This is a genomic window from Stenotrophomonas maltophilia group sp. P373 (assembly GCF_053295075.1).
Window position 1 is genome coordinate 539260 of the sequence record NZ_CM129994.1, and the last position, 24979, is coordinate 564238.

Consider the following 24979-nt stretch of genomic DNA (forward strand, 5'->3'; position numbering starts at 1 on the left):
TGCCTTTAGAATGGTTGCTCGATCCCGTGGTGCCGTTACCGATGTCTGCCCGTTCTCCGTTGTACCTGCGTCGCCCGTCCGGGACGCACGCATGATCCTCGACCTCGTCCGCCATGCCGGCAACGGTCGCGATGAGTTCCTTGATGGCCGCAGCGATCCACCGCAGCTGGCCGGCCTGCCGCAGGAGCTGGTCGAGGCCTATGCCGAGCAACGCTGGGAGCGGGTGATCAGTTCACCGCGGTTGCGCGCCCTGCACACGGCGATGGCGCTGGCCACCCCACGCGGGCTGGACGTCGAAGCGGACGAGGAATGGGAAGAACTGGATTTCGGCGATTGGGACGGGCAGTCGCTGTTCGACCTGCCGGAAGATGCGCTGGCCGCCTTCCACGCCGATCCGCATGCGTTCCCGCCGCCGAACGGCGAGAGCTGGGGGCATTTCGAGCGGCGTATCGCGCGCGCGCTGGATCGCCTGCTCGATGATGATGATCCGGTGCCGACGCTGGTGGTCAGCCATGGTGGCCCGCTGCGCATGGTGTTGTCGCAGGTCTGCGGCCTGCCGATGTCGCTGTGCTGGGCCCTGCGCATCGACCACGGCACGCGCCTGCGGGTGTGGCTGGAGCGGGGCGAGGTCGGGCTGGTGGGCGAGCTGCTGGAACTGCAGCAGCCGTAGTCCATCGGTAGTGCCGGCCGCTGGCCGGCAGCCTCAGGAACGTTGCAAGGATCACGCAGTTGCCGGCCAGCGGCCGGCACTACCGGTGCAGTCAATCCTCGTCCGCGCGCTCGGCCACGTTGTCCTCGGCCTCATCGTCGGCATCGAAGCGCTGCTCATGCACCGGGCCCGACGCCGGGCCGGCCGCCTTCAGCGGATGCGCGGCGATGCGCGCTTCGTAGTCCTGCACCAGCGCTTCACGCTGCGGCTCGCTCAGCTCCTGCCAGTGGCAGTCCAGCAATGCGCCTTCCAGCGAGTACAGCAGGTTCAGGCTGGGCTTGAAGCCGGCCCGCTTGACCTTGACGAAGGCGCCAACTGCGCCGATCGCAACCAGGTCCTCGCGGCTGCGCAGCCCGACCTGGCGCAGCCACGCTGCACTCTTCGGGCCGATGTTGCGCAGCTTCGGTGCGCTCATCCCAGTGCCTCGACGAACACGCGGGCGATGGCTTCCAGGCCGGCCTGATCGTCGGCGTCGAAGCGGCCGACCTTCGGGCTGTCGATATCGAACACGCCGATCAGTTCATCGCCGCGCAGCAGCGGCACCACCAGCTCCGAACGCGAGGCCGAATCGCAGGCGATGTGGCCGGGGAAGGCATCGACGTCGTCCACGCGCTGGGTTACGCGCTGGCTGGCGGCGGCACCGCACACACCCTTGTCCAGCGGGATGCGCACGCAGGCCGGCAGGCCCTGGAACGGGCCGACCACCAGTTCCTTGCCGTCATACAGGTAGAAGCCCACCCAGTTCAGGTCGGGCAGGGCGTGATAGACCAGTGCGGAGAGGTTGGCCGCGTTGGCGATGCGGTCGGACTCGGCGTAGACCAGGCCACGGGCCTGTTCCAGCAGCTGGGCGTATTGTTCCGGCTTGCTGCCGGTGAGCGAGGCATTGGCGAACATGCCTGCAGTCTAGCAAGTGCACCGGGCCGGCGATAATGCACACACTGTTGCCCTGTTGGAGCCCATCGATGCCGTTGCCCGCTACGCTGCCGCCCGCCCTGTTCGTTACCGGCACCGACACCGAAATCGGCAAGACCGCGGCCAGCACCGCGCTGCTGCATGCACTGCGCCAGCGTGGCCTGCGCGCGGTGGGCATGAAGCCGGTGGCCAGCGGCAGCGAGGACCTGGGGCAGGGCCTGCGCAACGAGGACGCGCTGGCGCTGCAGGCGGCCAGCTGGCCGGTGCCTGACTATGCCGACCTGAATCCCTATGCGCTGCGGCAGCCACTGGCACCGGAGCTGGCCGCTGCCGAGGACGGCGTGCAGGTGGAGCTGGCGCCGATCGTGGCCGCGTTCGAACGCCTGCGCGCGAAGGCCGATATCGTCGTGGTGGAGGGCGTGGGCGGTTGGCTGGCGCCGGTCTCGGCCACGCTGGACCAGCTCGACCTGGTGCGTGCGCTGCAGCTGCCGGTGCTGCTGGTGGTGGGCATGCGGCTGGGCTGCGTCAATCACGCGCGGTTGACTGCGCAATCACTGCAGGCCAGCGGCGTGGACTGCCTGGGCTGGATCGGCAACCACATCGACCCGGCGATGCAGCGCCAGGACGAGAACATCGCCACGCTGCAGCAGCGCCTGCCGATGCCGTGCTGGGGACGGCTGCCGCATCTGCCGAATGCCAGTGGTGAAGTGCTGGCGGCGCACCTGCTCGACGACCTGGGGTAGTGCCGGCCGCTGGCCGGCAACCTCGATGAATTACGTCCGTGCAGTTGCCGGCCAGCGGCCGGCACTACCGTGCTGCAGCTGCCAGCTCCCGCGCGATCGCACCCAGCCGTTCCATCGCACCGATGAAGCGCGCATCCAGGCTCTGGCAGCACGACAGCCGCAGGCAGTGGCGATAGCGCGCACCACGCGAATAGACCTGGCCGGGCATGAACACGATGTCCTCCTGCAACGCTCGCTCGAACAGCTCGCGCGTGTCCACGCCCGGCAGTTCCAGCCACAGCAGGAATCCGCCCTGTGGTTCGGTGGCGCGGGTGCCTGCCGGGAAATGCTCGGCTACCAGCTGGCGCAGCCGTCCCACCTGTTCGCGGTACAGGCGGCGCATGCGATGCAGATGGTGCTCGTAGCTGCCTGCTTCCAGATACGCGGCCACCGCATCGCCGAGCAGCTGCGGCTCGCCGCCGGTGGACTGGAACTTCAGCAGCGCGATGCGCTCTGCGAAGCGACCGCCATCCAGCCAGCCGATGCGGTAATCCGGCGCCAGTGTCTTTGAGAAGCCACCGACCACCATCACCCAGCCATCGCGATCGAAGGCTTTCAGCAAGGGTGCCGGCGGCTCGCAGAACTGCAGCTCGGCGTACACCGCATCCTCGATCAGGGGCAGCTGCCGTGCGTTGACCAGCTCGGCCAAGCGTTGTTTGGCGGCGGTCGGCATGGTGCAGCCGAGTGGGTTGTGCACGGTCGGCATCACCACCAGTGCGGCCAGCGGCGTGTGCTCCAGCAGCGCATCCAGTGCATCCACATCCAGTCCGTGCTGCGGGTGGGTGGGCAACTCGATGGCCTGCAGGCCGAGGTTGGCCAGCAACGGATACAGGTTGAAGTAGGACGGCGCCTCGATGCCCACCGCATCACCGGGCTGGGTGACCGCGCGCAATGCCAGCTGCAGGGCTTCCATCGCACCATGGGTCAGCAGGAGTCGCTCGGCGTGGGTGTGCAGGCCCATGCGCGGACTGCGGCGCACGATCTGCGCCAGCAGCCGCGGTGAACCATTCGGGCGCGCGTAGGTCTCCACCGTCTGTTGGCCATGGCGCAGTACCTGCGCGGTGTGCTTGGCCAACTGCGCGCCGGGGTAGAACTGGCGACCACGCGGGCCGGCGAAGGCCAGGTCGACCACACCCGGCCGGCGCTGCGCTTCCAGCACGCGCGCCATCAGCACCTGCTGCAGCGGTGCGGTGGGTGCCGAGGGCGCATCGCGCAATGATCGTTCCGGCACCGACAGCCGCGGCGCCACCTCGAAGCCGGCCTTGGGCCGCGGAATGACCAGGCCGGCATCTTCCAGCTGGCGATAGGCGGCGATCACCGTGTTGAGGCTGAGCCTGCGCTGCGACGCCATCTGCCGCAGCGAGGGCAGGCGGCTGCCGACCGGAAGGCGACCGCCGTGGATGGCCTCGGCCAGTTCGTCGGAGAGCCGCTGGTAGCGTGGAGGGATCATCGTGGCCTGGTCATCTGTATCCATCGAACATCCCGCCATCTGGTTCTGTACCCATGATGATGGCGAGCCTAGCATGTCGTCGTCGGCCGGGCCTGATCGGGGCGTGGCCGGCGCATTCCAAGCGCACGGCGGGACCGCCGTGCGTCTTTTTTTGTGTGTAGAGCCGAGCCCACGCTCGGCTGCTTTTCCGCCAACAGCAGCCGAGCGAGGGCTCGGCTCTACAGAAGCGCAGCGCCGAGCACCGATCAGCCCCAGGGCAAATGCCGTCAGCGCATCGGCACCAGCACCGCCTCGCGCCGGTACAGCGCCGGGAACTGCCTGGCCAGGGCCGCCAGCTTCGGTGCGTCGTAGTAGCGGATGTAGGCGGCCTGCGGGTAGTTGGTCATGTAGTTCTGGTGGTAGCTCTCGGCCGGATAGAAGCGCTGGCCGCTGACCAGCTGGGTGACGATCGGTGCGCGGTAGCTGCCGGCCTGGCCGAGCTGGGCGATGTAGGCACGGCTGGCCGCCTGCTGGCGGGCGTCATCACTGAAGATCGCCGAGCGATACTGGCTGCCGTGGTCCGGACCCTGGCGGTTGAGCTGGGTCGGGTCGTGCGCGACCGAGAAGAACACCTGCATCAGCTGTCCATAGCTGACCTGGCGCGGGTCGTAGTCAATCTTTACAGCTTCGGCATGGCCGCTCTGTCCACCGCTGACGCGCTCATAGCGCGCATTGGCTGCACTGCCACCGATATAGCCGGACACCGCATTGCTCACGCCCTTGACGTGCTGGAACACGCCCTGCACGCCCCAGAAGCAACCGCCGGCAAACACCACGCTGGCGTGGGTGGCGTCATCGCGGAACGCCGCATCGCCGGTGGGGGCCGGTAGTGCCTGGATCTGCGCGCTGGCTTCGACCGGCGCCGCAGCCGCACCGTGATCGACCAGCAGCACCCCGGCAATCAATGCCATGGCCACCAGGCCGGCCACACCGGCGGCGATGCCCTGTTCAAAGGAGAGTTTCATCATGTGCTCCCGGTTCAACCGAAGGTGAAGGCATAGGCCTGCACGCCCGCATCGAGGAATTCGATCTCGAAGCGATGCGGACCGACCGTGCCGCGCTGGCGTACCAGCTGGTACAGGCGATGCTCGTCGACCACGCCACTGCCATCGGCGCCGACATCACTACCGGCATCGGCGGCGGGCAGCGCCTTGCCATCCAGCCAGACGCGGAAGCGCACCGGCCTGCCGTCGCGGCTGGGCGCCAGCACCAGGTGCAGGTCGCGCGCATGGAACTGGAAGGCAATGCGGCCACCGGCCTGCTGCAGCTGTGCGGCTTCATCGGTGACGGTCCAGCGCCCCGACAGTCCCCACTGGTTCAGCGCCAGGGTCGTCGGCAAGGAGTAGTCGGACGCGGCATCACTGCGCTGCCCGCCGGGCGAGGCGAACTGTTCGGCGCGGGCGTGGCCCAGATACGTTTCCGGCGAGCGCAGGTTGCCCATGTCGGCCTGCACGGCCACGCCTTTCAGGTCGGCGGCCGCAGGATCGGCAGGCGGCGGCAGGTTGGCCTGCCCGGCTTCGGTCAGCAGGCGACGGATCATCTGTTCCGAACGCGCGTAGCTGCCTTCGCCGAACTGGTGGCCGCGGATGTTGCCCTGCGCATCAACGAAGTACTGCGCCGGCCAGTAGCGGTTGTTGAACGCGCGCCAGATCGTGTACTGGTTGTCGAGCGCCACCGGGTACTCGACCTTCAGCTGCTGCACCGCCTTCATCACGTTGCGCGGGTCACGCTCGAAGGCGAACTCCGGCGTGTGCACGCCGATCACCACCAGGCCGTGGTCGCGGTAGCGGCGCTCCCATTCGTGAACGAACGGCATCGCACGCAGGCAGTTGATGCAGGAGTAGGTCCAGAAATCGACCAGTACCACCTTGCCGCGCAGCTGCTGGACCGTCAGCGGTGGGCTGTTGAGCCAGCCGGTGGCCCCGTCCAGCGTGGGCAGGGTGCCTTCGACCGGCAGCGGTGCATCGCCAGCGGCGTCGGCACCGGCCATCATCATCATCGGTGGTACCGCCGGCTGCGCGCCGGGTACCGCGTCCAGCAGGCCCTGCTCGATACGCGCGGTGCTGAGCGTGGAAAGACGGGTCAGCAGGCCGGTATCCCAGCCCAGGCCGATCGCTACCACCGCCAGCAGGGCGGCCACGCCCAGCACCTTGCGCAGTGCATCGCCGAGTCCAAGCCGCGCCTGCAGCGCACGGAACACCCGGCCGCCCACCCACACCGCCAATGCCAGCGCGGTGATCGCGCCCAGCGCATACGCCAGCAGCAGTGCACTGGTACCCACGCTGGCACCATGCAGGGCGGCACCGGTCAGCACCAGGCCGAGGATCGGACCGGCGCATGGCGCCCACAGCAGGCCGGTGGCGATGCCGATCAGCAGCGAGGTCCACGCGCCGCCGCGCCCAGCGGCATCCGCGGCATCGGCGCGCGCGCTCAGACGGGCACCCACGCGCTGGAACGGCGCCAGCAAATGGTCGGCCAGTCGTGGCCACAGCAGGGCGACCGCGAACAGTGCCATCAGCAGCAGGGCGATCCAGCGCCCGACCTGGTTGGCCTGTGCCACCCATTGGCTGCCCACTGCGGCCAGGCTGGCAACCACGGTGAAGGTGAGCGCCATGCCCAGCAGCAATGGCAGCGTGCTGCGCAGGAACGGACGATCGGCACGCGCGAACACGAACGGAAGCACCGGCAGGATGCAGGGACTGAGCAGGGTCAGCGCGCCCCCCAGATAGGCAAGCAGCAACAGCAGCATCGTCAGGCTCCGGAAACAGGGGAAGAACCGACCGGCACCCGCCAGCCGTCGGCAGTGCCATCCGTGGCGCCGGGAACGAACACCATCGCTGCACCGTTCATGCAGTAGCGCAGCCCGGTCGGGCGTGGGCCATCGTTGAACACATGGCCGAGGTGGCCGCCACAGCGACGGCAGTGCACCTCCACCCGCAGCATCCCGAAGGTAACGTCGCGGTCTTCGCCGATGGCGTTGTGCAGCGGCGCCCAGAAGCTGGGCCAGCCGGTGCCGCTCTCGAACTTGGTGGAGGAGGAAAACAGCGGCAGCGCACAGCCGGCACACGCGAAGGTGCCCTGGCGGTGTTCCTTGTTGAGCGGGCTGCTCCACGGCCGTTCGGTGGCCTGCTGGCGCAGCACCGCGTACTGCGCCGGGGTCAGGCGCTGGCGCCAGTCGGCATCGCTGTGCATGACCTCGAACTGTCGCGACGGGCGCGCTTCGGCGGCGGCTGGGGCGGCGCGGCTGCAGGCCCCCAGGCCGAGCAGGCCGGCGGCGGTGGCAACACCTCCGAGGCCCAGCAGATGGCGGCGGGACAAGGACATGGCGGACTCCGGGAAGGGGGTGACGGGGCCATGCTGCGCCCGCCCGGGTCAACGAATCCTCACGCAGGATTCAATTTTTCGTGAGGTATCGGCGGCCGTCCCGCGCCACAATGCAACCCGCCTCCCCACTGGCCTTGAGCTGACGATGTCGACCAAACGCGTGCTGATCGTTGAAGACGATGCCCACATCGCCGACCTGCTGCGCATGCACCTGGGCGATGAGGGCTACGATGTCGCCCATGCTGCCAGCGGCGATGCCGGCCTGCGCCTGCTCGAGCAGGAAGGTCCCTGGGATGCGCTGGTGCTGGACGTGATGCTGCCCGGCGTGGACGGCCTGCAGGTGTGCCAGCGCGCACGCGCGATGGCGCGGTATGTGCCGATCATCATCATCAGTGCGCGCGGCAGCGAAACCCAGCGCATCGTCGGCCTGGAACTGGGCGCGGACGATTACCTGGCAAAACCCTTCTCGATGCCGGAACTGGTGGCACGCGTGCGCGCGCTGCTGCGCCGCGCCGAGGCGATGGCGCAGAGCGCACGCATCGATGCCGGCGCGATCGAGCTGGGGGGACTGCAGCTGGACCCGGTCGCGCGTACCGCCTCGGTGGATGGCAATCCATTGGAGCTGACCCCGCGCGAGTTCGACCTGCTGTTGTTCTTCGCCCGTCACCCGGACCAGGTGTTCGCGCGCATGGAACTGCTCAACCAGGTCTGGGGCTACCAGCACGATGGCTACGAGCATACGGTCAACACCCATATCAACCGCCTGCGCAGCAAGATCGAGCCCGATCCGGCCAATCCGCGGCGGCTGCTGACGGTGTGGGGCCGTGGCTACAAGCTGGTCGACCCGGCCGGAGCAGCGGCATGATCAAGCCGAACCTGTGGCAGAAGCTGGCAGTGGTGACCGCTGCGCTGATGCTGACGTGCTGCATGGCGCTGCTGGCACTGCAGATGCGTGCCAATACCCGCCACGAGCAGGAGGTGGTACAGCGGTTGTCGCTGGGTCTGGCCGAGCACATCGCCCAGCGCAGCGAGCTGATGGATACCAGCGGCATGCGTGATGCGGCGGTGCGGGCGTTGTTCGGCCAGTTGATGGCGGTCAATCCCAGCGTCGAGGTCTACCTGCTGGATGACCAGGGCCGCATCCTCGGCCACGATGCACCCAGTGGGCACCTGGTGCGAAACCGGGTGGACGTGGCGCCGCTGCGCCGCTTGCTGGCCGGTGCGCCGTTGCCGATCCTCGGCGATGACCCGCGCAGCGCGAATGGCCGCAAGGTGTTCAGCGCGGCACCTCTGATCGTGCAGGGCCGGCCGGCGGGCTACGTGTACGTGGTGCTGGTCGGCGAGCACCGGCAGATGCTGGCCGACGATCTTGCCGCCGGCAGCCAGTGGAACACCACGCTGTGGTCGGTGGTGCTGGTCGGTGGCCTCGGCCTGCTGGCCGGGCTGGTGGCGTTCTACTGGGTGACCCGTCCGCTGCGGCGGCTGACCCGACGCATCCAGGCCTTCGACATCGACGCACCCACGCCGTTGCCACCGCCGGAGCCGCTGCGCCCCGGTGAGCGCGACGAGCTGGTGATCCTCGAACATGCGCACGCGCAGATGGCGCAGCGGCTGGGCGAGCAGTGGCAGCAGCTGCGCCATCAGGACCTGCAGCGCCGCGAACTGGTTGCCAATATCTCGCACGACCTGCGCACGCCGCTGTCGTCGCTGCATGGCTACCTGGAAACGCTGGCATTGAAGGACGCCACGCTGTCAGCGGACGAGCGCCGCCGCTATCTCGGTATCGCGCTGGCGCAGAGCGCCAAGGTCGGCCGGCTGGCGCGCGCGCTGTTCGAGCTGGCGCGGCTGGAGCATGGCGAAGTGCGGTTGGAGTGGGAGGTGTTCGCGCTGCCGGAGCTGCTGCAGGACGTGCTGCAGAAGTTCGAACTGGCGGCACAGGCGCGCGGCCAGCAGCTGCACGCAGCGTTCCCCCCCGGCCTGCCGCTGGTGCGCGCCGACCTGGGCCTGGTCGAACGGGTGTTGACCAACCTGCTCGACAACGCGCTGCGCCATGCACCCGACGGTGGACAGATCGAGGTGCGCCTTTGCGCGACTCCCGACAGCGTGGAGGTCAGCGTGGCTGATGACGGCCCAGGGGTGGCGCCGGCGCTGCGCACCCAGCTGTTCCAGGCACCGGCCGCGCTGGGCGCGCGGCGCGGCGAGAACGGCGGATTGGGGCTGTTGATCGTGCAGCGCATCGTGCAGCTGCACGGCCGCCGCATCGAACTGCGCAACAGCGAGCGTGGCGCGCTGTTCGTGTTTGCCTTGCCGCGTGCGGAACCGGCGGCCTAGCAGGCCGCTTCGCATTCGACGATGCCGCCGCCGTTTTCCAGCGGCAGGTGCAGGCGGATGCAGGCACCGCCCAGCGCCGAATCGGTCACTTCGACGTGGCCGCCATGCTTGTCGGCCACCACCTGCACCAGTGCCAGGCCGAGGCCGAAGCCGGGACTGCCCGGGTCCAGCCGGACGTAGGGCTGCAGTACCTGGCCGCGCAGTTCGGGTGCAATGCCGGGGCCGTCGTCCTCCACCTGCAGGCATAGCCAGCCGTCAGTGACGCTGCTGGCAATACGGATCTGCCGGCGCGCGTAGCGCAGTGCATTGCCGAGCAGGTTGCGCAGTGCCAGCTCCAGCATATGCCGGTTGACGTTGACCAGGCCCACCGGCGACAGCGCCTGCTGCACCGGCATCGGCAGCGGCGCGAACTGGGCGACCACGCCGCGCACCAGCGCCGCCAGCTGCAGGCGCTGGCGGGTCAGCTGATGGCAGCGGCCCAGTGCGGCGTACTCGACGCCTGCATCGGTCAGGTGCTGCAGCCGATCCACATCGGTGCGCAATCCGCCCAGTGCATCGCGCTGCCCATCATCGAGCGCGGTGTCCTCCAGGTCGGCCAGGCCGAAACGCATCCGCGCCAATGGCGTGCGCACTTCGTGCGCCACCGCCTGCGCCAGCACACGCTGGCTTTCCAGCAGCTGCTGCAGCTGCTCGGCCATGTGGTTGAAGGCATTGGCCAGTGGCCGCACCAGCGCGGTGCCCGCACGCGGCGCACGCGTGTCCAACTGGCCATCGCGCATCTGCCTGGCCGCCTGCGCCAGCTGCGAGACGTCGCGCCACAACCGATAGACCATCACGTACATCGGCAATGCCACCGCCACCATCAGGATCAGCAGCAGGATCGCCACGCCGGACACTTCGCTGTCCTGCCAGCCCTCGTCCGGCAGCGCTTCATCCAGCGGCCCCAGCATCACCGCGTAGTCGCTGTCACCGATGCGCTGCAGGCTGCGCATGTGCTCCAGGTCGATCTGCACGCGGCCGTTGTTGAACGGCGGACGTTGGCTGGCCGGCAACGCCTTCACTGCCTCAGCCAGCGGCACCATGCGCAGCGCGTAGGCGAAATCGGCGTCGAGTTCGCGTGCCAGCACGGGCCACTGGTCGCGCGGGGTTTCGGCGAAGCGGTGCTGCAGCAGGGCATGGGTGCCGCGCATTTCGGCCTGCAGCCCGGCTTCGGTGCGGTCCTCCAGCAGGGCATCCCAGGCCCACAGGCCAAGCACGATCAGCAACAGGTGGGCAACCAGGAAGCCGATGCCGTAGCGCAGGAAGTGGAAGGCGTGGCCGCGCATCGCCGAGGGCGTGCGCTTCATCCCCATGCCGAGCGGCTGAACAGGTAGCCGCGGCCACGGACGGTCTTGATCCGTTCCGGCTGCTCGGGGTTGTCGCCCAGTTTGCGGCGCAGGCGCGAGATGCGGGCATCGATCGAACGGTCCAGGCCGTCGAAGGCGATGCCACGCAGGCCGCGCAGCAGCGCGTCGCGGTCCAGGATCTGGCCGGCATTGCTGGCCAGCAGGAACAGCAGGTCGAACTCGGCGGTGGTCAGCTCCAGCAGGCTGCCCTGCAGGTGCACGTTGCGGGTGGACGGGTCGATGCTCAGCTCGCCGAAGCGCAGGCTGCCGTCACGCGGTTCGACCCGGCGGTGGCGGCGCAGGTGGGCGCGCAGCCGCGCCAGCAGCACCCGCGGTTCGATCGGTTTGCCGATGTAGTCGTCGGCCCCCAGCTCCAGCCCCAGAACCTGGTCGATGTTGTCGGTGCGGGCGGTCAGCACGCAGATGATGCCGTCATAGAGGGGCCGGATCTGCCGACACACTTCGAAACCATCCTGGTCGGGCAGGCCGACATCGAGCAGCACCAGGGCTGGTTTCTCGGCCAGGATGCGGGCCACTGCGCGCTCGCCGCTGCGCTCGTGGGCCACCTGGTAGCCATGCCGTTGCAGGTAGTCGCTGACCATCGTTCCCAGGCGGGCATCGTCTTCGACCAGTACGATATCCAGCATTTCCAAGGCCTCCGTAGGCGCAAACGTACCGCCACGGCACGAGCGCGGCGATGCTATCCCAGCCATCGTGCCGCCCGGGTCCCGGGGGCGGGCGCCATTCAGCCGGGGTTGCTGGCGCACGGGCCGGGTCTCAGTCCCGGCAACAACTTGGCGTTCAGCATAGCCCGAGGCTGTTACAAAACGTTACCTTTGTGATACGACGGGTGACGATCGCTGACAGCAAAGCGACTGACGCCGCGCGGCCCGGCGCCGAGCATGGAGTCTCCTCCGCTCCGCGTGCCGTCCCCCATGTCGCCCGCCGCCCTCTGCCTGCTGAACCCGTCCCGCCGCCGCCAGTGCGGAGGCTCCCGATGAGCGGCGTGGTCGGGGCCTGGTTGCCGCCCGCCGAGGACGAGCAGTTGCTGCAGCAGCTGGCGCCGATGCTGCGGGCGCTGCAGCAGCGCGGGCGTGGCCGCATCGGCTACTGGACCGACGCCGAGGCCGGCCTCGCGCTGGGCCACTGCCGGGCGCCGACCGATACGCCGTTGCAGCCGCTGAGCTCGGACTGCGGTCGCTACGTGCTGTGCCTGGACGGCCGCCTGTACAACCGCGCTGACCTGCAGGCGCAGTTGCGCGATCTGCCACGCAGCTGCAGCGATGCACGGCTGCTGCTGCAGGCGATCGTCGAATGGGGCGTGCAGCGGGCGCTGTCGCGTATCGAGGGCGCCTTCGGTTTCAGCGTCTGGGACCGCGAGTCGCGCGTGCTGTGGCTGGCCCGTGATCCGGTGGGCGAGAGGCCGCTGTACTACGGCTGGTACCAGGGCCAGTTCCTGTTCGCCTCGGAGTTGAAGGCGCTGCAGGCCTTCGCCGGGTTCGCACCGAGCATCGACCAGGATGCGCTGAGCCTTCTGCTGCGTCACGACTATGTGCCGGCGCCGCACACCATCTACCGCGGCATCCACAAGCTGGTGGCGGGCGCGATGCTGCGCATCGATCTCAGCGACCATGCCGCGGGTTGCTCCAGCCAGGCCGAGCAGGGGGGCGCGCGTTACTGGTGCGCACGCGAAGCAATGCAGCGTGCACTGCAGGAGCCGCTGCAACCGGCGCCGAGCCTGGAACAGGCCACCGACCAGCTTGAGGCGGTACTTCAGAAAGCCATCGCTTCACGCATGCACTCGCCGCTGGCCTGTGGCGCGTTCCTGTCCGGAGGCACCGACTCCTCGCTGGTGACGGCGATGATGCAGGCCCAATCCACGCTGCCGATCGAAGCATGGACGGTCGGCTTCGACGATCCGGGACATGACGAGAGCGACTGGGCGTCGCAGGTCGCGCGCCATCTGGGTGTGCAGCACCACCTGCACCGCATGGACGCGCGCCAGGGCCTGGATCTGCTGCAGCGCCTGCCGCAGGTCTGGTGCGAACCGTTCGCCGACGCCTCGCAGCTGCCGACGCTGCTGGCCAGTGAACTGCTGGGGGCACGCAAGCCGGTGGCGCTGACCGGTGACGGTGGCGATGAACTGTTCTTCGGCCACCCCAGCTATGGCCGCGCGCTGCGCAATGCGCGCCTGTGCGGTGGCTTGCCGGACTGGGTACGCGACCTGGCGCGGCGCAGCGGCAACCGCATGAACGCCGAGCGTGGTCGTCTCGGTGGATGGCGTGCCTTGGTGGCCGAAGTTGCTGCCAACGATGTGGAAGGCCACTACCTGCAGCGGGTGACCCGCTGGCGGCAGCCGGCGCAGGTGGTGCTGGGCGCGCGTGAACCGGTGACGATCTTCCAGCAGCAGGACTCGGCGCTGCCGGCCGAAGCGCGCATCCAGCTGCTGGATTTCCGCATGGATCTGGCCGAGGGCATCCTGGCCAAGGTCGACCGCGCGGGCATGGCGGCGGGCGTTGAAACCCGTGCGCCACTGCTGGACATGGAGGTGGTGCGACTGGCCTGGCGCCTGCCGCAGCACCTGAAGTACCACGACGGCGAACACAAACTGATCCTGAAGCACCTGTTGGCACGCTACCTGCCCGAGCCGCTGGTGTACCGTCCCAAGCGCGGCTTTGGCCCGCCGATGGCGCGCTGGCTGGCCGGTCCGTTGCGCGATTGGGCGGAGGCGCTGCTGGACCCGCAGCTGCTTCGCAATCAGGGCTGTTTCGATCCGGCACGCGTGCGCGGCATCTGGGAAGCGTTCCTGCGCGGCGAGCGCAAGTGGCACACGCACCTGTGGAACGTGCTGATGTTCCAGGCGTGGCACCAGCACTGGCACGGTGGTCGCGGGCGCTGAGGTTCCTTCGCGGTGTGTTCTGCGTGGCGCGTGGCGGATTCGTTCTGCGCGGCGCAGGGCGGAGGCCCTTGCGTACGAATGTCCTCCGGCGCCGGCCGTTGGCCGTCACCTCCCCCTTTACTTCGTACGCAAGGGTCTCCGCCCTGCGTTCGAAATCTATCGGCGCTTTATTGAAGGCAGCCTGCTCGGTGCTTTGGCCGCCGTAAGCCGAACCTCGTCGGGACGGGCAGGGGTCTGGGCAAAGTAAAGGAGGAGGTGACGGCCAACGGCCGACGCCGGGGGACATTTGCCCAGACCCCTGCCTGCCCCGGCGGGGCCCTTCAATTCGCGGCGAATCGAAACGAAGGCACAATTCGCGGCGAATCGAAACGAAGGCACGCGTGCGGTGGGTTCATTCTGCGTGGCGCAGGGCGGAGACCCTTGCGTACGAATGTCCTCCGGCGCCGGCCGTTGGCCGTCACCTCCCCCTTTACTTCGTACGCAAGGGCCTCCGCCCTGCGTTCGAAATCTATCGGCGCTTTATTGGAGACAGCCTGCTCGATGCCTTGGCCGCCGCAAGCCGAGCCTCGTCGGGGCGGGCAGGGGTCTGGGCAAAGTAAAGGAGGAGGTGACGGCCAACGGCCGACGCCGGGGGACATTTGCCCAGACCCCTGCCTGCCCCGGCGGGGCCCATCAGTTCGCGGGGAATCGAGACGAAGACACGCTTGTGGCGGGCTCATTCTGCGTGGAGCAGGGCGGAGGCCCTCGCGTACGAATGTCCTCCGGCGCGTCATTGAAAGGTTGCCGCGAGCACTGCGCTCTACCCACCGCACGCCGAGCCTCGTCGGGGCGGGCAGGGGTCTGGGCAAAGTAAAGGAGGAGGTGACGGCCAACGGCCGGCGCCGGGGGACATTTGCCCAGGCCCCTGCCTGTCCCGGCGGGGCCCCTCAGCTCGCAGAGACATCGGACGAAGACGCACTTCGGAATCCGAACACCAGGCAAAAAAAGACCCGGCAGAGGGAGGGATCTGCCGGGTCCGGATTGCATGGGGGGAGGGACCCATGCAATGAGCGTTGCGTCGCGTCAGTGGTTGCTCGCGTCCGCCGTTGATTCGTTGCAGCCCTGCACCAGTTCGGACCACGCCTTGCTGGCCTGCAGGCCGAGACCGACCACATCCTGCTGGGCCTGGCCCAGCCGCTGCAGGTTGTCCTGCCACAGCTGTGCACCCTTGTTGAGCATCCCGGCCGTGTCGTCGCTGCGGGCCAGTTCACCCAGCCAGCCGCCGGTCGCGGTCAGGTTGCGCTCCATCACCTTCAACTGCACGCCGAACATGCTCTCCGCGTTCTCCAACGCCAGCCGGTTCGCACGCGTGGCTGCGGCGGCGAGCTGGCGGGTGGCATCACTGAAGCGATCGCTGAAGGCGGCGGCCATGGGGCATCAGGGAGTGGCTTGATGCAGTGCAGCATACGCTCTTGATGTGGCAATGCAACAAAAATAACAAAGGCGCCTAGGGCGCCTTTGAAACACCTTTCAGATCAATGGGTTGATCAAGCCGTCGGACCGCGGTAGCGGCAGCCGGAGGTGCAGGTTTCGTGCACGGTGATCTCGCTCAGCGCCGGCAGGCTGGGCTTGAGTTCGTTCCAGATCCACACCGCCAGATTCTCGCTGGTCGGGTTCTCCAGGCCGGGGATGTCGTTGAGGTAGTGATGGTCCAGGCGGTCATAGATCGGCTGGAAAGCCGCCTTCACGTCGCCGAAGTCCATGATCCAGCCAGTCTGCGCGCCGGGCTCGCCCTCGACCTTCAGTTCCACCCGGAACGAGTGGCCGTGCAGGCGCGCGCACTTGTGCCCCGGCGGCACGTTGGGAAGGCGGTGCGCCGCCTCGAGCATGAAGACTTTGAAGATTTCCATGGCGCAATTGTACGCCGCAGGCGGCCCGGCAGCCTGAGCGGACGCCGGGCTTTCGTGAAGTGACTCTTTCCATCCGGATGAAGAGATGATAGTTTCTCTTATATCCGTATGAAGAGATGTTATTGGCCGGGCGCCGGCCAGGCATGGACTACTGCGGAACTTCGTCGTCCTTACCACCTCCCCACATCGTCATGCCCAAGCACACCCTGCTCGTGGCGGCCCTGGCCGTCGCTCTGGCCGCGCCTTTGTCCGCCGCCGCCGAAACCTCCGCCGACGCCGTTGGTGACGCCAATACCCTCGCCGCCGTGCGTGTCACCGGTTCCAACATCAAGCGCACCGATACCGAGGCCTCCAACCCGGTGCAGGTGATCGGTCGCCAGCAGCTGGAACAGACCGGCAAGGCCACCGTGGCCGACGTGCTGCGTTCGATCTCGGCCAACACCGGCAACGCCGCCAACGAAACCACCAACAACGGCTGGGCCTCCGGCTCGGCCGGCATCGGCCTGCGCGGCCTGTCGCAGAAGAACACGCTGGTGCTGCTCAACGGCCGCCGTCTGGCCAACTACGGCTTCCCGGCCGGCGGCCTGTCCGATACGTTCGTTGATCTCAACGCGCTGCCGCTGGTCGCAGTCGAGCGCATCGAAGTGCTCAAGGACGGCGCCTCGGCGGTGTACGGCTCCGACGCCGTGGCCGGCGTGGTCAACATCATCACCCGGCAGAACTTCGAAGGCGCCGAGATCGGCGGCAGCTTCGGCGGTGCCGACCAGGGCGGCCTGCACGAGCAGAACCTGAAGTTCGTCGGCGGCCTCGGTGATCTGGACACCGATGGCTACAACATCCTCTTCAGCCTGCAGGGTTACAACCGCGAGCGCCTGGACCAGGACGAGCGCAACCTGACCCGCAGTGGCATCTACACCGACAAGCCCGGTGGCCGCTGGAACGGCTGGTCGGCCAAGGGCGCACGCTACCTGGTCAACGGCGTGTCGGTGCCGATGCTCGATGCCAACGGCAACTGCCCGGCCGGCACCACCCGCGTTGCCAGCGCGCCGATCGATGGCCTGTCCGGTGATACCTGCGGCTTCAACCAGGCACCGTTCACCACGCTGATCCCTTCGACCAAGCGTTACCAGGCCTATGCCAACGGCACCTTCCGCCTGAACGACAATGTCGAAGCCTTCGGCGAAGTGCTGTACAGCCAGATCAAGAGCGCTGCCTGGTTTGGCAGCAGCCCCTTCTTCACCCTGGAGAGCGGCCGCTTCGCACTGAACGCGGACAGCGGCCTGGCCGAGCCGGTGTCGTCGCTGCTGCCGGCCAGCAATCCGTACAACCCGTACGGGCGTGCGATCCCGATCGAGTACACCTTCTTCGACCTCGGCGGCACGATCAAGACCAACCGCTCCACCGCCTATCGCGGCGTGTTCGGCCTGCGTGGCACCACCGCCAACTGGGATTGGGAAGTGGCCGCATTCGGTGCGCGCAGCAGCGAGCGCGAGAGCGTGTCCGGCGGCTTCGCCAACCGCTGGGCGCTGGCCAACGCACTGTCCACGGGCAGCTACAACCTGCTTGACCCGGCAGCCACGCCGCAGTCGGTGCGTGATTCGATCAACATCGCCACGCTGCGTCCGGCCGAGTCCAAGCTGCAGGGCGTCGACGCGAAGATCTCCGGCAGTCTGGGCCACACCTGGGCCGGCGAGATCGGCTTCGCCGCCGGTGCCGAGTGGCGCCGCGAGAAGCTCGATTCCAACAACCCGTGGCAGATCGATGCCGGCCTGCAGGTGCGCCCGGCCATTGCCGAAGTGCACGGCCAGCGCCAGGTCAGTGCCGCCTACGCCGAAGTGAACGTGCCGCTGGCCTCGACCCTGGAACTGTCCGCCGCCGCGCGTGCCGATCACTATGATGATTTCGGCGATGCGTTCTCGCCGAAGATCGGCCTGCGCTGGCAGCCGCTGGATTTCCTGCTGGTGCGTGCGTCGGCGTCGAAGGGCTTCCGTGCGCCGTCGCTGTCGGAAAACTCCAACAGCACCAGCATCGCCTATGGCAGCGTGGTCGATCCGCGTGATCCGGACGTGCCGGGTTCGCGGCAGAACCCGACCTTCTTCACCGTCGGCAACAACGAACTGAAGCCCGAGCGCACCAGGAGCGTGAACTTCGGTGTGGTGCTGTCACCGTGGGCCAACACCAACCTGAGCGTGGACTACTACCGCATCCAGCTGGACAACCTGGTCGGCACCAACAACACCCAGACCCTGGTCAACGACAACGTGGCTGGCGCGGTGCAGCGCGATGAGCGCGGCAAGCTGCAGGCGGTCTACAACCGCTACCAGAACCTGAGCGAGCTGAAGACCTCGGGCATCGACGTCGAACTGCGCCAGCGCATCCCGACCGCGGCGCTGGGTGACTTCACCGTGTCCTCGGCTTACACCCACGTGCGCGACTACCGTCGCCCGACCGTGGTCGGTGGCCCGCTGGTCGACTACGCCGGCAGCAACCTGGGCGCGACCCTGCCCAAGGACAAGGCCACCACCACGCTGGACTGGAAGTACGGAGATTTCAACGCAGCCGTGACCTGGTACTACACCAGCAGCTACCGCCAGGAAGCCAGCACCGCCGCCAAGGCCGTGCAGCAGCGCGTCGGCAGCTACAGCCAGTACGACCTGTACCTGGCCTACACCGGCATCGACAAGCTGACGCTGTATGCCAAGGTGCAGAACCTGGCCGACAAGACGCCGCCGTACGACGCCTCGTTCCCGGGCATCCGCGCGCCATACGACTTCAGCCAGTACGACCTGCGCGGCCGCTACTTCACGCTGGGCTTCGATTACCGCTTCTGATCCATCCGCCGCGGCCGGCCACCTGAAGGGACCGGCCGCGCAACTGTCTGCCGTTGTGTTCCTGGGGAGTCACCGTGTCCTTGCATCGCCGTGCCGTTCTTCCGTTGCTGCTTGCCGCCGCCACTGTACTGTCCTGCCCGCAGCCGGCGCAGGCACAGAGTGCCTATTTCTTCCCGCAGGCCACGGATGCGGCAGCCTTCGATGCAGCGGTGCCGACGCCGGAGCAGTTCCTCGGCTACCCGATCGGTAGCCGCTACACCCGGCACGACCAACTGGTGGCGTATTTCCAGGAGCTGGCCAGACGCTCGGACAAGATCAGCGTGCGCGAGATCGGACGAAGCTACGAGGGCCGCCCGCTGCTGATCGCCACCGTCACCGCCGCCGGCAATCACGCGCGGCTGGAACAGCTGCGCCAACAGCACGCGACCCTGGCCGATCCGGCGCAACCGCGCAGCGCGGCCGGTGACAGCCCGGTGGTGGTGTGGCTGGGTTACAGCGTGCATGGCAACGAGACGTCCAGTGCCGAGGCGGCGATGCTGACTGCTTACTACCTGGTGGCCAACCGCAGTGCCGAAACCCAGCAGTGGCTGCAGCACGCGGTGGTGCTGTTCGATCCGGCACAGAACCCGGATGGCCGCGATCGTGCGGCCAACTGGCACAACGCCTGGGCCTCCGATCCGGCCTCGGCCGACCCGGCCGACAAGGAACACGTCGAACCGTTCCCGCAGGGCCGCACCAACCACTACTTCACCGATCTCAACCGCGACTGGCTTGCCCTCACCCAGCAGGACTCGCGGCCGAAGGTGGAGGTGTTCCACCAGTGGTACCCGAACGTGCAGATCGACTTCCACGAAATGGGCAAGGACAGCACCTACTACTTCGAGCCCTCGCCGAAGAGCATGCACAGCCCGCTGATTCCGGCGGCGTCGTATGAATTCAACAAGACCCTGGCCAAGTACCACGCGCAGGCGCTGGATGCCTTGGGTTCGCTGTACTACACCGGCGAGAACTTCGACAACTTCTCGCCGGTGTACGGTTCCACCTACCCGGACTTCCATGGTGCCGTCGGCGTTACCGTCGAGCAGGCCAGTTCGCGTGGCCGCGTGCAGGAATCGGTGAACGGCCTGCTGACCTTCCCGTTCACCATCCGCAACCAGGTCGCCACCGGTCTGGGCACGGTGCGCGGCGCGGTGACCGAACGCAACGGCCTGTTCGACCTGCAGAAGCAGTTCTTCCAGAGCGCGTTGAAGCAGGCTGCGCAGCAGCCGGTGAAGAGCTTCGTGTTCGGCGACGCGCATGACCCGGCACTGACCCGTCGCCTGCTGGAGCTGTTGCTGTTGCATCGCATCGAGGTGCGCGCGCTGGATCGTGCAGTTACTGTCGATGGGCAGCGCTTCGATGCCGGCAGCGCCTACGTGGTGCCGGTGCAGCAGGCGCAGTTCCGCCTGGTGCATTCGATCTTTGCCGAGACACCGCCGATCAAGGGGGATGTGTTCTACGGCAGCACCAGCTATGCGATCGCACCGGCCTACGGTGTGGCCTTCGCCGGCAGCCGCAGTCGTATCGAAGGTGGCGCCCGCGTGGCCGCGCTGCCGGAGGAGCAGGGCGCGGTCTTGGGTGGCCAGGCCGGCTTCGCCTATGTCATCGACTGGCGCGACTACAACGCCGGGCGCGCGCTGGCCGCGCTGCAGGGCAAGGGCGTGAGCGCACGTGCGGCATTCCAGCCGTTCACCACCGCGACCGCGCAGGGCGACGTCAGCTTCGCCGCCGGCAGCCTGGTGATTCCGGTTGCCGGGCAAACGCTGCAGGGCGCGGCGCTGCTTGAGGCAGTGACATCGGCCGCGCGCGAGGCAGGTGTGCAGGTGCACGCGCTGTCCACTGGCCGCAGCCGCGGAGGCATCGATCTGGGCAGTGACGGCGTCAAGGCGCTGCGCAAACCCGAGGTTGCGCTGGTGATGGGGGAGGGCGTGGCCGCCACCGAGATCGGCTCGGCCTGGTTCCTGCTCAACCAGCAGTTGCACTTGCCTGCCAGCAAGTTGGACCCGCAGCAGCTGGGCAAAGTGTCCCTGGACCGCTACACCACGATCGTGCTGTCCGGTGGCACCTATACCGGCGTCGATGCCGCGGCGGTGGCTGCACTGAAGCGCTGGGTGCAGGCCGGTGGTTCATTGGTGACCTATGGCAGTGCCTCGAAGTGGGCGATCGAACAGAAGCTCGCCGACGGCGAGAAGCTCGGCAAGGACGAAGAGACTGCCGACGAGAGCCGCCGTGCATTCGGCGACCAGCGCGACATCGCCGCGATCGAGCGGGTCAGCGGCAACATCCTCAGCGCCGATGTGGACACCAGTCATCCGCTGGCGTTCGGCGTGCCGCGCCGGCAACTGGCGATCAACAAGGAGAACACGGTGACGCTGCAGCCGAGTGCGAACCCATTCTCGACGGTGGTACGCATCGACACGCCGCCGCGGGTGAATGGCTATCTTTCCGAGCGCAACCGTGCGCGGGTGGCGGGCAGCGCGTGGCTGCTGGTGTCGGCGCAGGGGCAGGGCAACGTGGTGCTGTTTGCCGATGACCCGGCGCACCGCAAGTACTGGCACGGGACGGATCGGCTGCTGATCAACGCGATCTTCTTCGGGAATCTGGTGAATCCGAGTAAAGCGCGGGGTTGAGGCTTTGTGATCTGGCCCCCCGTCAGCGGACGCCAAGAAGCGATACTTTGATCGCACTTGGAGGTCCCTTATGTCCCGTATCACCCGTCGTAGCTATACCGATGAGTTCAAGCACCAAGCCGTGGAGTTGGCCGAGTCGCTCGGGCCTGCCGCAGCAGCCCGTCAGCTGGAGATGTCGGTCAAGACGCTGGCAAATTGGCTTGACGCGGTCCGTGCTGGCCGGTCGTTGACCTCTGAGGCTCGCAGGCCAACCACCGACCTGGAAAGCGAGATCAGCCGCCTTCGGGCCGAGAACGCCAGTCTGAAGATGGAGCGGGAAATCCTAAAAAAAGCGGCGGCGTTCTTTGCCAGAGAGTCCAAGTGAGGTACGCCTTCGTCGCCAGTCAAAGGACTCACTACCCGACCAGGTTGTTGTGTCGGGTTCTTGGGGTTTCTGTCTCTGGATTCCATGATTACCTGCGTCGGCAATGTGCCCAAGCGTGCGATGCCGATTCGGCCCTGCGTACCGAGCTTCGGGCCATTCATGTGACCAGCAAGCGCAGTTATGGGCGACGTCGGCTGGTCAGGGCCTTACGAGCCAGGAATCATCCAGTCGGCCACAAGCGCGTGGCACGGTTAATGGCCGAGGAGCGAATCCAGGGCAAGACCAAAGGCCGATTCCGACCCAAGTCCTCCGGCGGCTCATCTCAGCTCGCCCCCAACCTGCTGGATCGGCAATTTGCCCCCGGAACCGGACCGACGGCGTGGGTCGGGGATATCACGTATGTCCCCACCCGCCAGGGATGGCTGCATCTGGCCGTGGTCATCAGCGTCCAAACCCGGCAGGTGCTGGGCTACAGCGTTTCCAAGCGTCTGACTGAAGAGCTGGTGGTGAAAGCATTTGCCAATGCCTGGGCTCTGCATCCACAACGACCCGGCCTGATCTTCCATTCAGATCGTGGTGGGCAGTACTGGGGGAACGAGTTTCGCCAGCTGCTGCAGTCCCATGACGTGGTCCAAAGCATGAGCCGGCCTGGCAATTGCTGGGACAACGCGGTGGCCGAGAGCTTCTTTGCGACGCTCAAGACAGAAGAGGCTGCCGAGCCTTACGCCAGTAGGGAACAAGCCAGCCAGTCCATCGCTGCTTACATCCACGGCTTCTACAATCCAGCCCGGCTACACTCGGCGCTGGGCTACCACTCGCCTAACAACTACGCCCGGCCGCCCCTCGACGGTTTCCTGCGGGCGCGGACGCATCAGACCCCAAGGCGGGAGCAAGGGCAAAGGCAAAGGCAAAGGCAAAGCCAGGAATTGCGGCTTCGGCTTTTGACTTTGAATTTGAATTTGAATTTGATCTTTCTTCTCCCGGCTACCCGGCGGGAGAAGAAGGCGCAGGCAATGCTTGAAGCGGATGGGCATGGGGGCAGCGCAGAACCGTTGGCGCCATGGATGGCGCCATCGAGCTTACATGGACGTATTTACAGCGTGTTCTGCGCTGCCCCCATGCCCATCCGCCCTCGGTACTGCCACCGCGTGCTTTGTCACCCGGTAGCCAGCAAAAAAAAGGACGGCGCGTCAGCGCCGTCCCTCGATAGCCCCCGCGCAGCGGGAAGCACCCTCCCTGGCAGCTGGGATCAGCCGGCGCGACCGCCGCCGCCGCCCTGGCCGCGGCCACGGCCGCCACCATTACCGCCACCGCCACGACGCTGGCCCTGACCGGCGCCTGCACCCGCACGCTGCTGGCCGTTGCCACCGCCCTCGCGACGGCCACCGCCGGCCTTCTTCGGGCCGGCATGCGCATGGCGCGGTGCATCACCGTGCGGACGGCGTGCGTGGCTCTTGCGCGGTGCGCGCTCGCCGGTATCGTGCTCGGCCTTGCCCGGCGCACTGTTGCCCCAGCGGATCGGAACCTGCAGTTCGAAGCCCGGCACATCGCGGATGTCCATGTCGCGGCCCAGCAGGCGCACGATCGCGCGCAGCAGCTTCACTTCATCCTGCGCCACCAGCGAAATCGCCTGGCCGGTCGCGCCGTTGCGGCCGGTACGACCGATGCGGTGCACGTAGTCCTCGGCCACCATCGGCAGGTCGAAGTTGATCACCTTCGGCAGCTCGTTGATGTCGATGCCGCGCGCAGCGATGTCGGTGGCCACCAGCACGGTCACGCGGCCGGCCTTGAAGTCGCCCAGCGCACGCAGGCGCTGGCCCTGGCTCTTGTTGCCATGGATCGCCGCGGTCTTGATGCCTGACTTTTCCAGGAACGTGGCCAGCTTGTCGCTGCCGTGCTTGGTGCGTGCGAACACCAGGGTCTGCTCGCGGCTGTCCTGCGCCAGCAGGTGCAGCAGCAGGTCGCGCTTGCGGCCGGCATCGACCGGATGCACGCGATGGGTGATGGTTTCGGCCACGGTGTTCTTCGGCGTCACCTGGATCTGTTCCGGGTTGCGCATGAACTCCAGCGCCAGCTGGCGGATGTTGTCCTCGAAGGTGGCCGAGAACAGCAGGGTCTGGCGGTTCTGCTTCGGCAGCTTGGCCAGGATGCGCTTGATCGACGGCAGGAAGCCCATGTCGAGCATGCGGTCGGCTTCGTCCAGCACCAGCAGTTCAATGCCGGACAGGTCGACACTGCGACGCTCCAGATGGTCGATCAGGCGGCCCGGGCAGGCCACCAGCAGGTCCACGCCACGGCGCAGGATGTCCAGCTGGTTGCCCATGCCGACACCGCCGTAGATGCAGGCGCTGGGAATGCGCAGGTACTTGCTGTAGCCGCGCAGGCTGTCATGCACCTGGGTGGCCAGTTCGCGGGTCGGGGCCAGGATCAGCGCACGCGGCTTGCGCGGGCCGGCACGCACTTCCTGCGAGGCGGTGCCCAGGTGCTGCAGCAACGGCAGGCCGAACGCAGCAGTCTTGCCGGTACCGGTCTGTGCGCCGGCCAGCAGGTCGCGACCGGCCAGCGCCAGCGGGATCGCCTGCTGCTGGATTGGGGTCGGGGTTTCGTAGCCCTGCTCGGCAAGCGCACGCAGCAGGAAGGGCGCCAGGCCCAGCGATTCAAAAGACATTGAGATTGCTCCAGGTACAAGAAACGCCTGTCCGAGCGGACAGACGGGGGCAGATCAAAGTGATCGGCTGACTCGGAGCGTTCCCGTGAACCGCGCTGCGAGAAGTTGGGTGCAGCCGGCACGAAGCGCAGGCTGGAATGCGTGACGAACGGCGTCGGAGTGGGGGCGGGCGAAGAGGGCGGACCCTGGTCGCCGGCGATCCCGGAGGGAAACGGACGGCCGCTGCAGACCTGCCTAGTCTAACCGATGGCTGAGACCTCGCGCAAAAAGCCCCGTTCAGGTAAGGGGGGCTCTCTGCAGGGCTGCGTCCTGCACCCGCAGAGGCCAAAGCGACGCCAACGTCAAAAGCGGGTTTCTTGAGGGATGGCGGGGTGGGTCCGGTGGTGGGAGACGCCGTAAACCCGTCCATGGGGGCTTGGCCGCGGCATCCATGCCGCGGACACTCCCGCCACCGGACCCACCCCGCCTTCGACAGTTTCCCGCGATCTGTCGGAATGGCATGGGGTCAGATCCGTTTTCCGCAGGAAAACGGATCTGACCCCGGAATTTCATTCGATATCTGACAGATTTCATCCACGCATAGCGTGGATCTATTGGCCACCGGTCTACTGTCGAAGGCGGGGTACTGTGGGTTTGCGGGGTGTGAGCGGCATGGATGCCGCGACCAAGCCCCCATGGATGGGTTTACCGCGTCCCCGCAAACCCACAGTGCCTCGCCATCCCACGG

Annotated in this window: 20 protein-coding genes; 9 read left to right on the top strand and 11 right to left on the bottom strand. The window is 67.3% G+C overall.

The window, feature by feature from the left end; genetic code table 11:
* Nucleotides 1-91 precede the first annotated feature (91 nt).
* A complete protein-coding gene (locus tag ACSYHF_RS02500) occupies nt 92-670 on the top strand; it encodes a histidine phosphatase family protein (protein WP_005415139.1) in 579 nt (192 codons plus the stop codon).
* Nucleotides 671-761: 91 nt separating this feature from the next.
* Here ACSYHF_RS02500 and ACSYHF_RS02505 read toward each other — a convergent pair whose 3' ends face one another.
* Nucleotides 762-1124: a TfoX/Sxy family protein gene (locus tag ACSYHF_RS02505; protein WP_005415140.1), complete on the bottom strand. Its 363-nt coding sequence runs from the start codon at nt 1122-1124 to the stop codon at nt 762-764.
* Nucleotides 1121-1603 carry a GAF domain-containing protein gene (locus ACSYHF_RS02510; RefSeq protein WP_004140850.1) on the bottom strand — a complete coding sequence of 161 codons (483 nt, stop codon included), beginning with the start codon at nt 1601-1603 and terminating at the stop codon, nt 1121-1123. The genes ACSYHF_RS02505 and ACSYHF_RS02510 overlap by 4 nt, the downstream gene beginning before the upstream one ends.
* Nucleotides 1604-1671: 68 nt before the next feature.
* Here ACSYHF_RS02510 and bioD point away from each other — a divergent pair, with 68 nt between their 5' ends.
* On the top strand, nt 1672-2364 hold the full coding sequence (gene bioD / locus ACSYHF_RS02515; RefSeq protein WP_095379311.1) for a dethiobiotin synthase: 693 nt from the start codon (nt 1672-1674) through the stop codon (nt 2362-2364).
* A 64-nt stretch (nt 2365-2428) separates the two neighbouring features.
* Here the strand turns inward: bioD and ACSYHF_RS02520 are convergent, their stop codons facing one another.
* The 4 genes from ACSYHF_RS02520 to msrB all read right to left on the bottom strand — a co-directional run bounded on the left by ACSYHF_RS02520 (nt 2429) and on the right by msrB (nt 7216).
* Entirely contained in the window at nt 2429-3877 is a 1449-nt protein-coding gene (locus tag ACSYHF_RS02520; RefSeq protein ID WP_111129500.1) for an aminotransferase-like domain-containing protein, read from the bottom strand.
* 242 nt (nt 3878-4119) lie between these two features.
* Complete coding sequence (gene msrA / locus ACSYHF_RS02525; RefSeq protein ID WP_032953890.1) at nt 4120-4857, bottom strand: peptide-methionine (S)-S-oxide reductase MsrA; 738 nt, start codon at nt 4855-4857, stop codon at nt 4120-4122.
* Nucleotides 4858-4871: 14 nt separating this feature from the next.
* Entirely contained in the window at nt 4872-6641 is a 1770-nt protein-coding gene (locus ACSYHF_RS02530) for a cytochrome c biogenesis protein DipZ (RefSeq protein WP_111129627.1), read from the bottom strand.
* 2 nt (nt 6642-6643) lie between these two features.
* Entirely contained in the window at nt 6644-7216 is a 573-nt protein-coding gene (gene msrB / locus ACSYHF_RS02535) for a peptide-methionine (R)-S-oxide reductase MsrB (protein WP_005415145.1), read from the bottom strand.
* A gap of 145 nt (nt 7217-7361) precedes the next feature.
* On the opposite strand from msrB, the gene ACSYHF_RS02540 reads away from it, so the two are divergent.
* Both ACSYHF_RS02540 and ACSYHF_RS02545 read left to right on the top strand, forming a co-directional pair.
* Complete coding sequence (locus ACSYHF_RS02540; protein WP_005415146.1) at nt 7362-8081, top strand: response regulator transcription factor; 720 nt, start codon at nt 7362-7364, stop codon at nt 8079-8081.
* Nucleotides 8078-9547, top strand: a complete 1470-nt coding sequence (locus ACSYHF_RS02545; protein WP_111174790.1) for a sensor histidine kinase — start codon at nt 8078-8080, stop codon at nt 9545-9547. The genes ACSYHF_RS02540 and ACSYHF_RS02545 overlap by 4 nt, the downstream gene beginning before the upstream one ends.
* Here the strand turns inward: ACSYHF_RS02545 and ACSYHF_RS02550 are convergent.
* The gene (locus ACSYHF_RS02550) at nt 9544-10893 is read right to left on the bottom strand and encodes an ATP-binding protein (protein ID WP_111126936.1); all 1350 of its coding nucleotides are present in this window, start codon (nt 10891-10893) and stop codon (nt 9544-9546) included. The two genes, ACSYHF_RS02545 and ACSYHF_RS02550, sit on opposite strands and share 4 nt — an antisense overlap.
* Nucleotides 10890-11579, bottom strand: a complete 690-nt coding sequence (locus ACSYHF_RS02555) for a winged helix-turn-helix domain-containing protein (RefSeq protein ID WP_005415149.1) — start codon at nt 11577-11579, stop codon at nt 10890-10892. Before ACSYHF_RS02555 ends, ACSYHF_RS02550 begins: the two co-directional genes overlap by 4 nt.
* 350 nt (nt 11580-11929) lie before the next feature.
* Between ACSYHF_RS02555 and asnB the strand changes: the two genes are divergently transcribed.
* Nucleotides 11930-13831, top strand: a complete 1902-nt coding sequence (asnB, locus tag ACSYHF_RS02560; RefSeq protein ID WP_053498027.1) for an asparagine synthase (glutamine-hydrolyzing) — start codon at nt 11930-11932, stop codon at nt 13829-13831.
* 1062 nt (nt 13832-14893) lie between these two features.
* Here the strand turns inward: asnB and ACSYHF_RS02565 are convergent.
* Nucleotides 14894-15241, bottom strand: a complete 348-nt coding sequence (locus tag ACSYHF_RS02565) for a phasin family protein (RefSeq protein WP_171957946.1) — start codon at nt 15239-15241, stop codon at nt 14894-14896.
* Between the two features lie 116 nt (nt 15242-15357).
* Entirely contained in the window at nt 15358-15720 is a 363-nt protein-coding gene (queD, locus tag ACSYHF_RS02570; RefSeq protein WP_005407953.1) for a 6-carboxytetrahydropterin synthase QueD, read from the bottom strand.
* A 191-nt stretch (nt 15721-15911) separates the two neighbouring features.
* On the opposite strand from queD, the gene ACSYHF_RS02575 reads away from it, so the two are divergent.
* The 4 genes from ACSYHF_RS02575 to ACSYHF_RS02590 all read left to right on the top strand — a co-directional run bounded on the left by ACSYHF_RS02575 (nt 15912) and on the right by ACSYHF_RS02590 (nt 22915).
* On the top strand, nt 15912-18551 hold the full coding sequence (locus ACSYHF_RS02575) for a TonB-dependent receptor plug domain-containing protein (RefSeq protein WP_262222065.1): 2640 nt from the start codon (nt 15912-15914) through the stop codon (nt 18549-18551).
* Between the two features lie 74 nt (nt 18552-18625).
* Nucleotides 18626-21220 (top strand): M14 family zinc carboxypeptidase, encoded by a 2595-nt coding sequence (locus ACSYHF_RS02580; protein WP_262222066.1) that lies wholly within the window; start codon nt 18626-18628, stop codon nt 21218-21220.
* Between the two features lie 70 nt (nt 21221-21290).
* On the top strand, nt 21291-21584 hold the full coding sequence (locus tag ACSYHF_RS02585; RefSeq protein ID WP_134956414.1) for a transposase: 294 nt from the start codon (nt 21291-21293) through the stop codon (nt 21582-21584).
* Nucleotides 21581-22915, top strand: a complete 1335-nt coding sequence (locus tag ACSYHF_RS02590; protein ID WP_447576063.1) for an IS3 family transposase — start codon at nt 21581-21583, stop codon at nt 22913-22915. The genes ACSYHF_RS02585 and ACSYHF_RS02590 overlap by 4 nt, the downstream gene beginning before the upstream one ends.
* Here ACSYHF_RS02590 and ACSYHF_RS02595 read toward each other — a convergent pair.
* Nucleotides 22834-24252 (bottom strand): DEAD/DEAH box helicase, encoded by a 1419-nt coding sequence (locus tag ACSYHF_RS02595; protein WP_005415154.1) that lies wholly within the window; start codon nt 24250-24252, stop codon nt 22834-22836. The genes ACSYHF_RS02590 and ACSYHF_RS02595 overlap by 82 nt on opposite strands.
* Between the last annotated feature and the right edge of the window lie 727 nt (nt 24253-24979).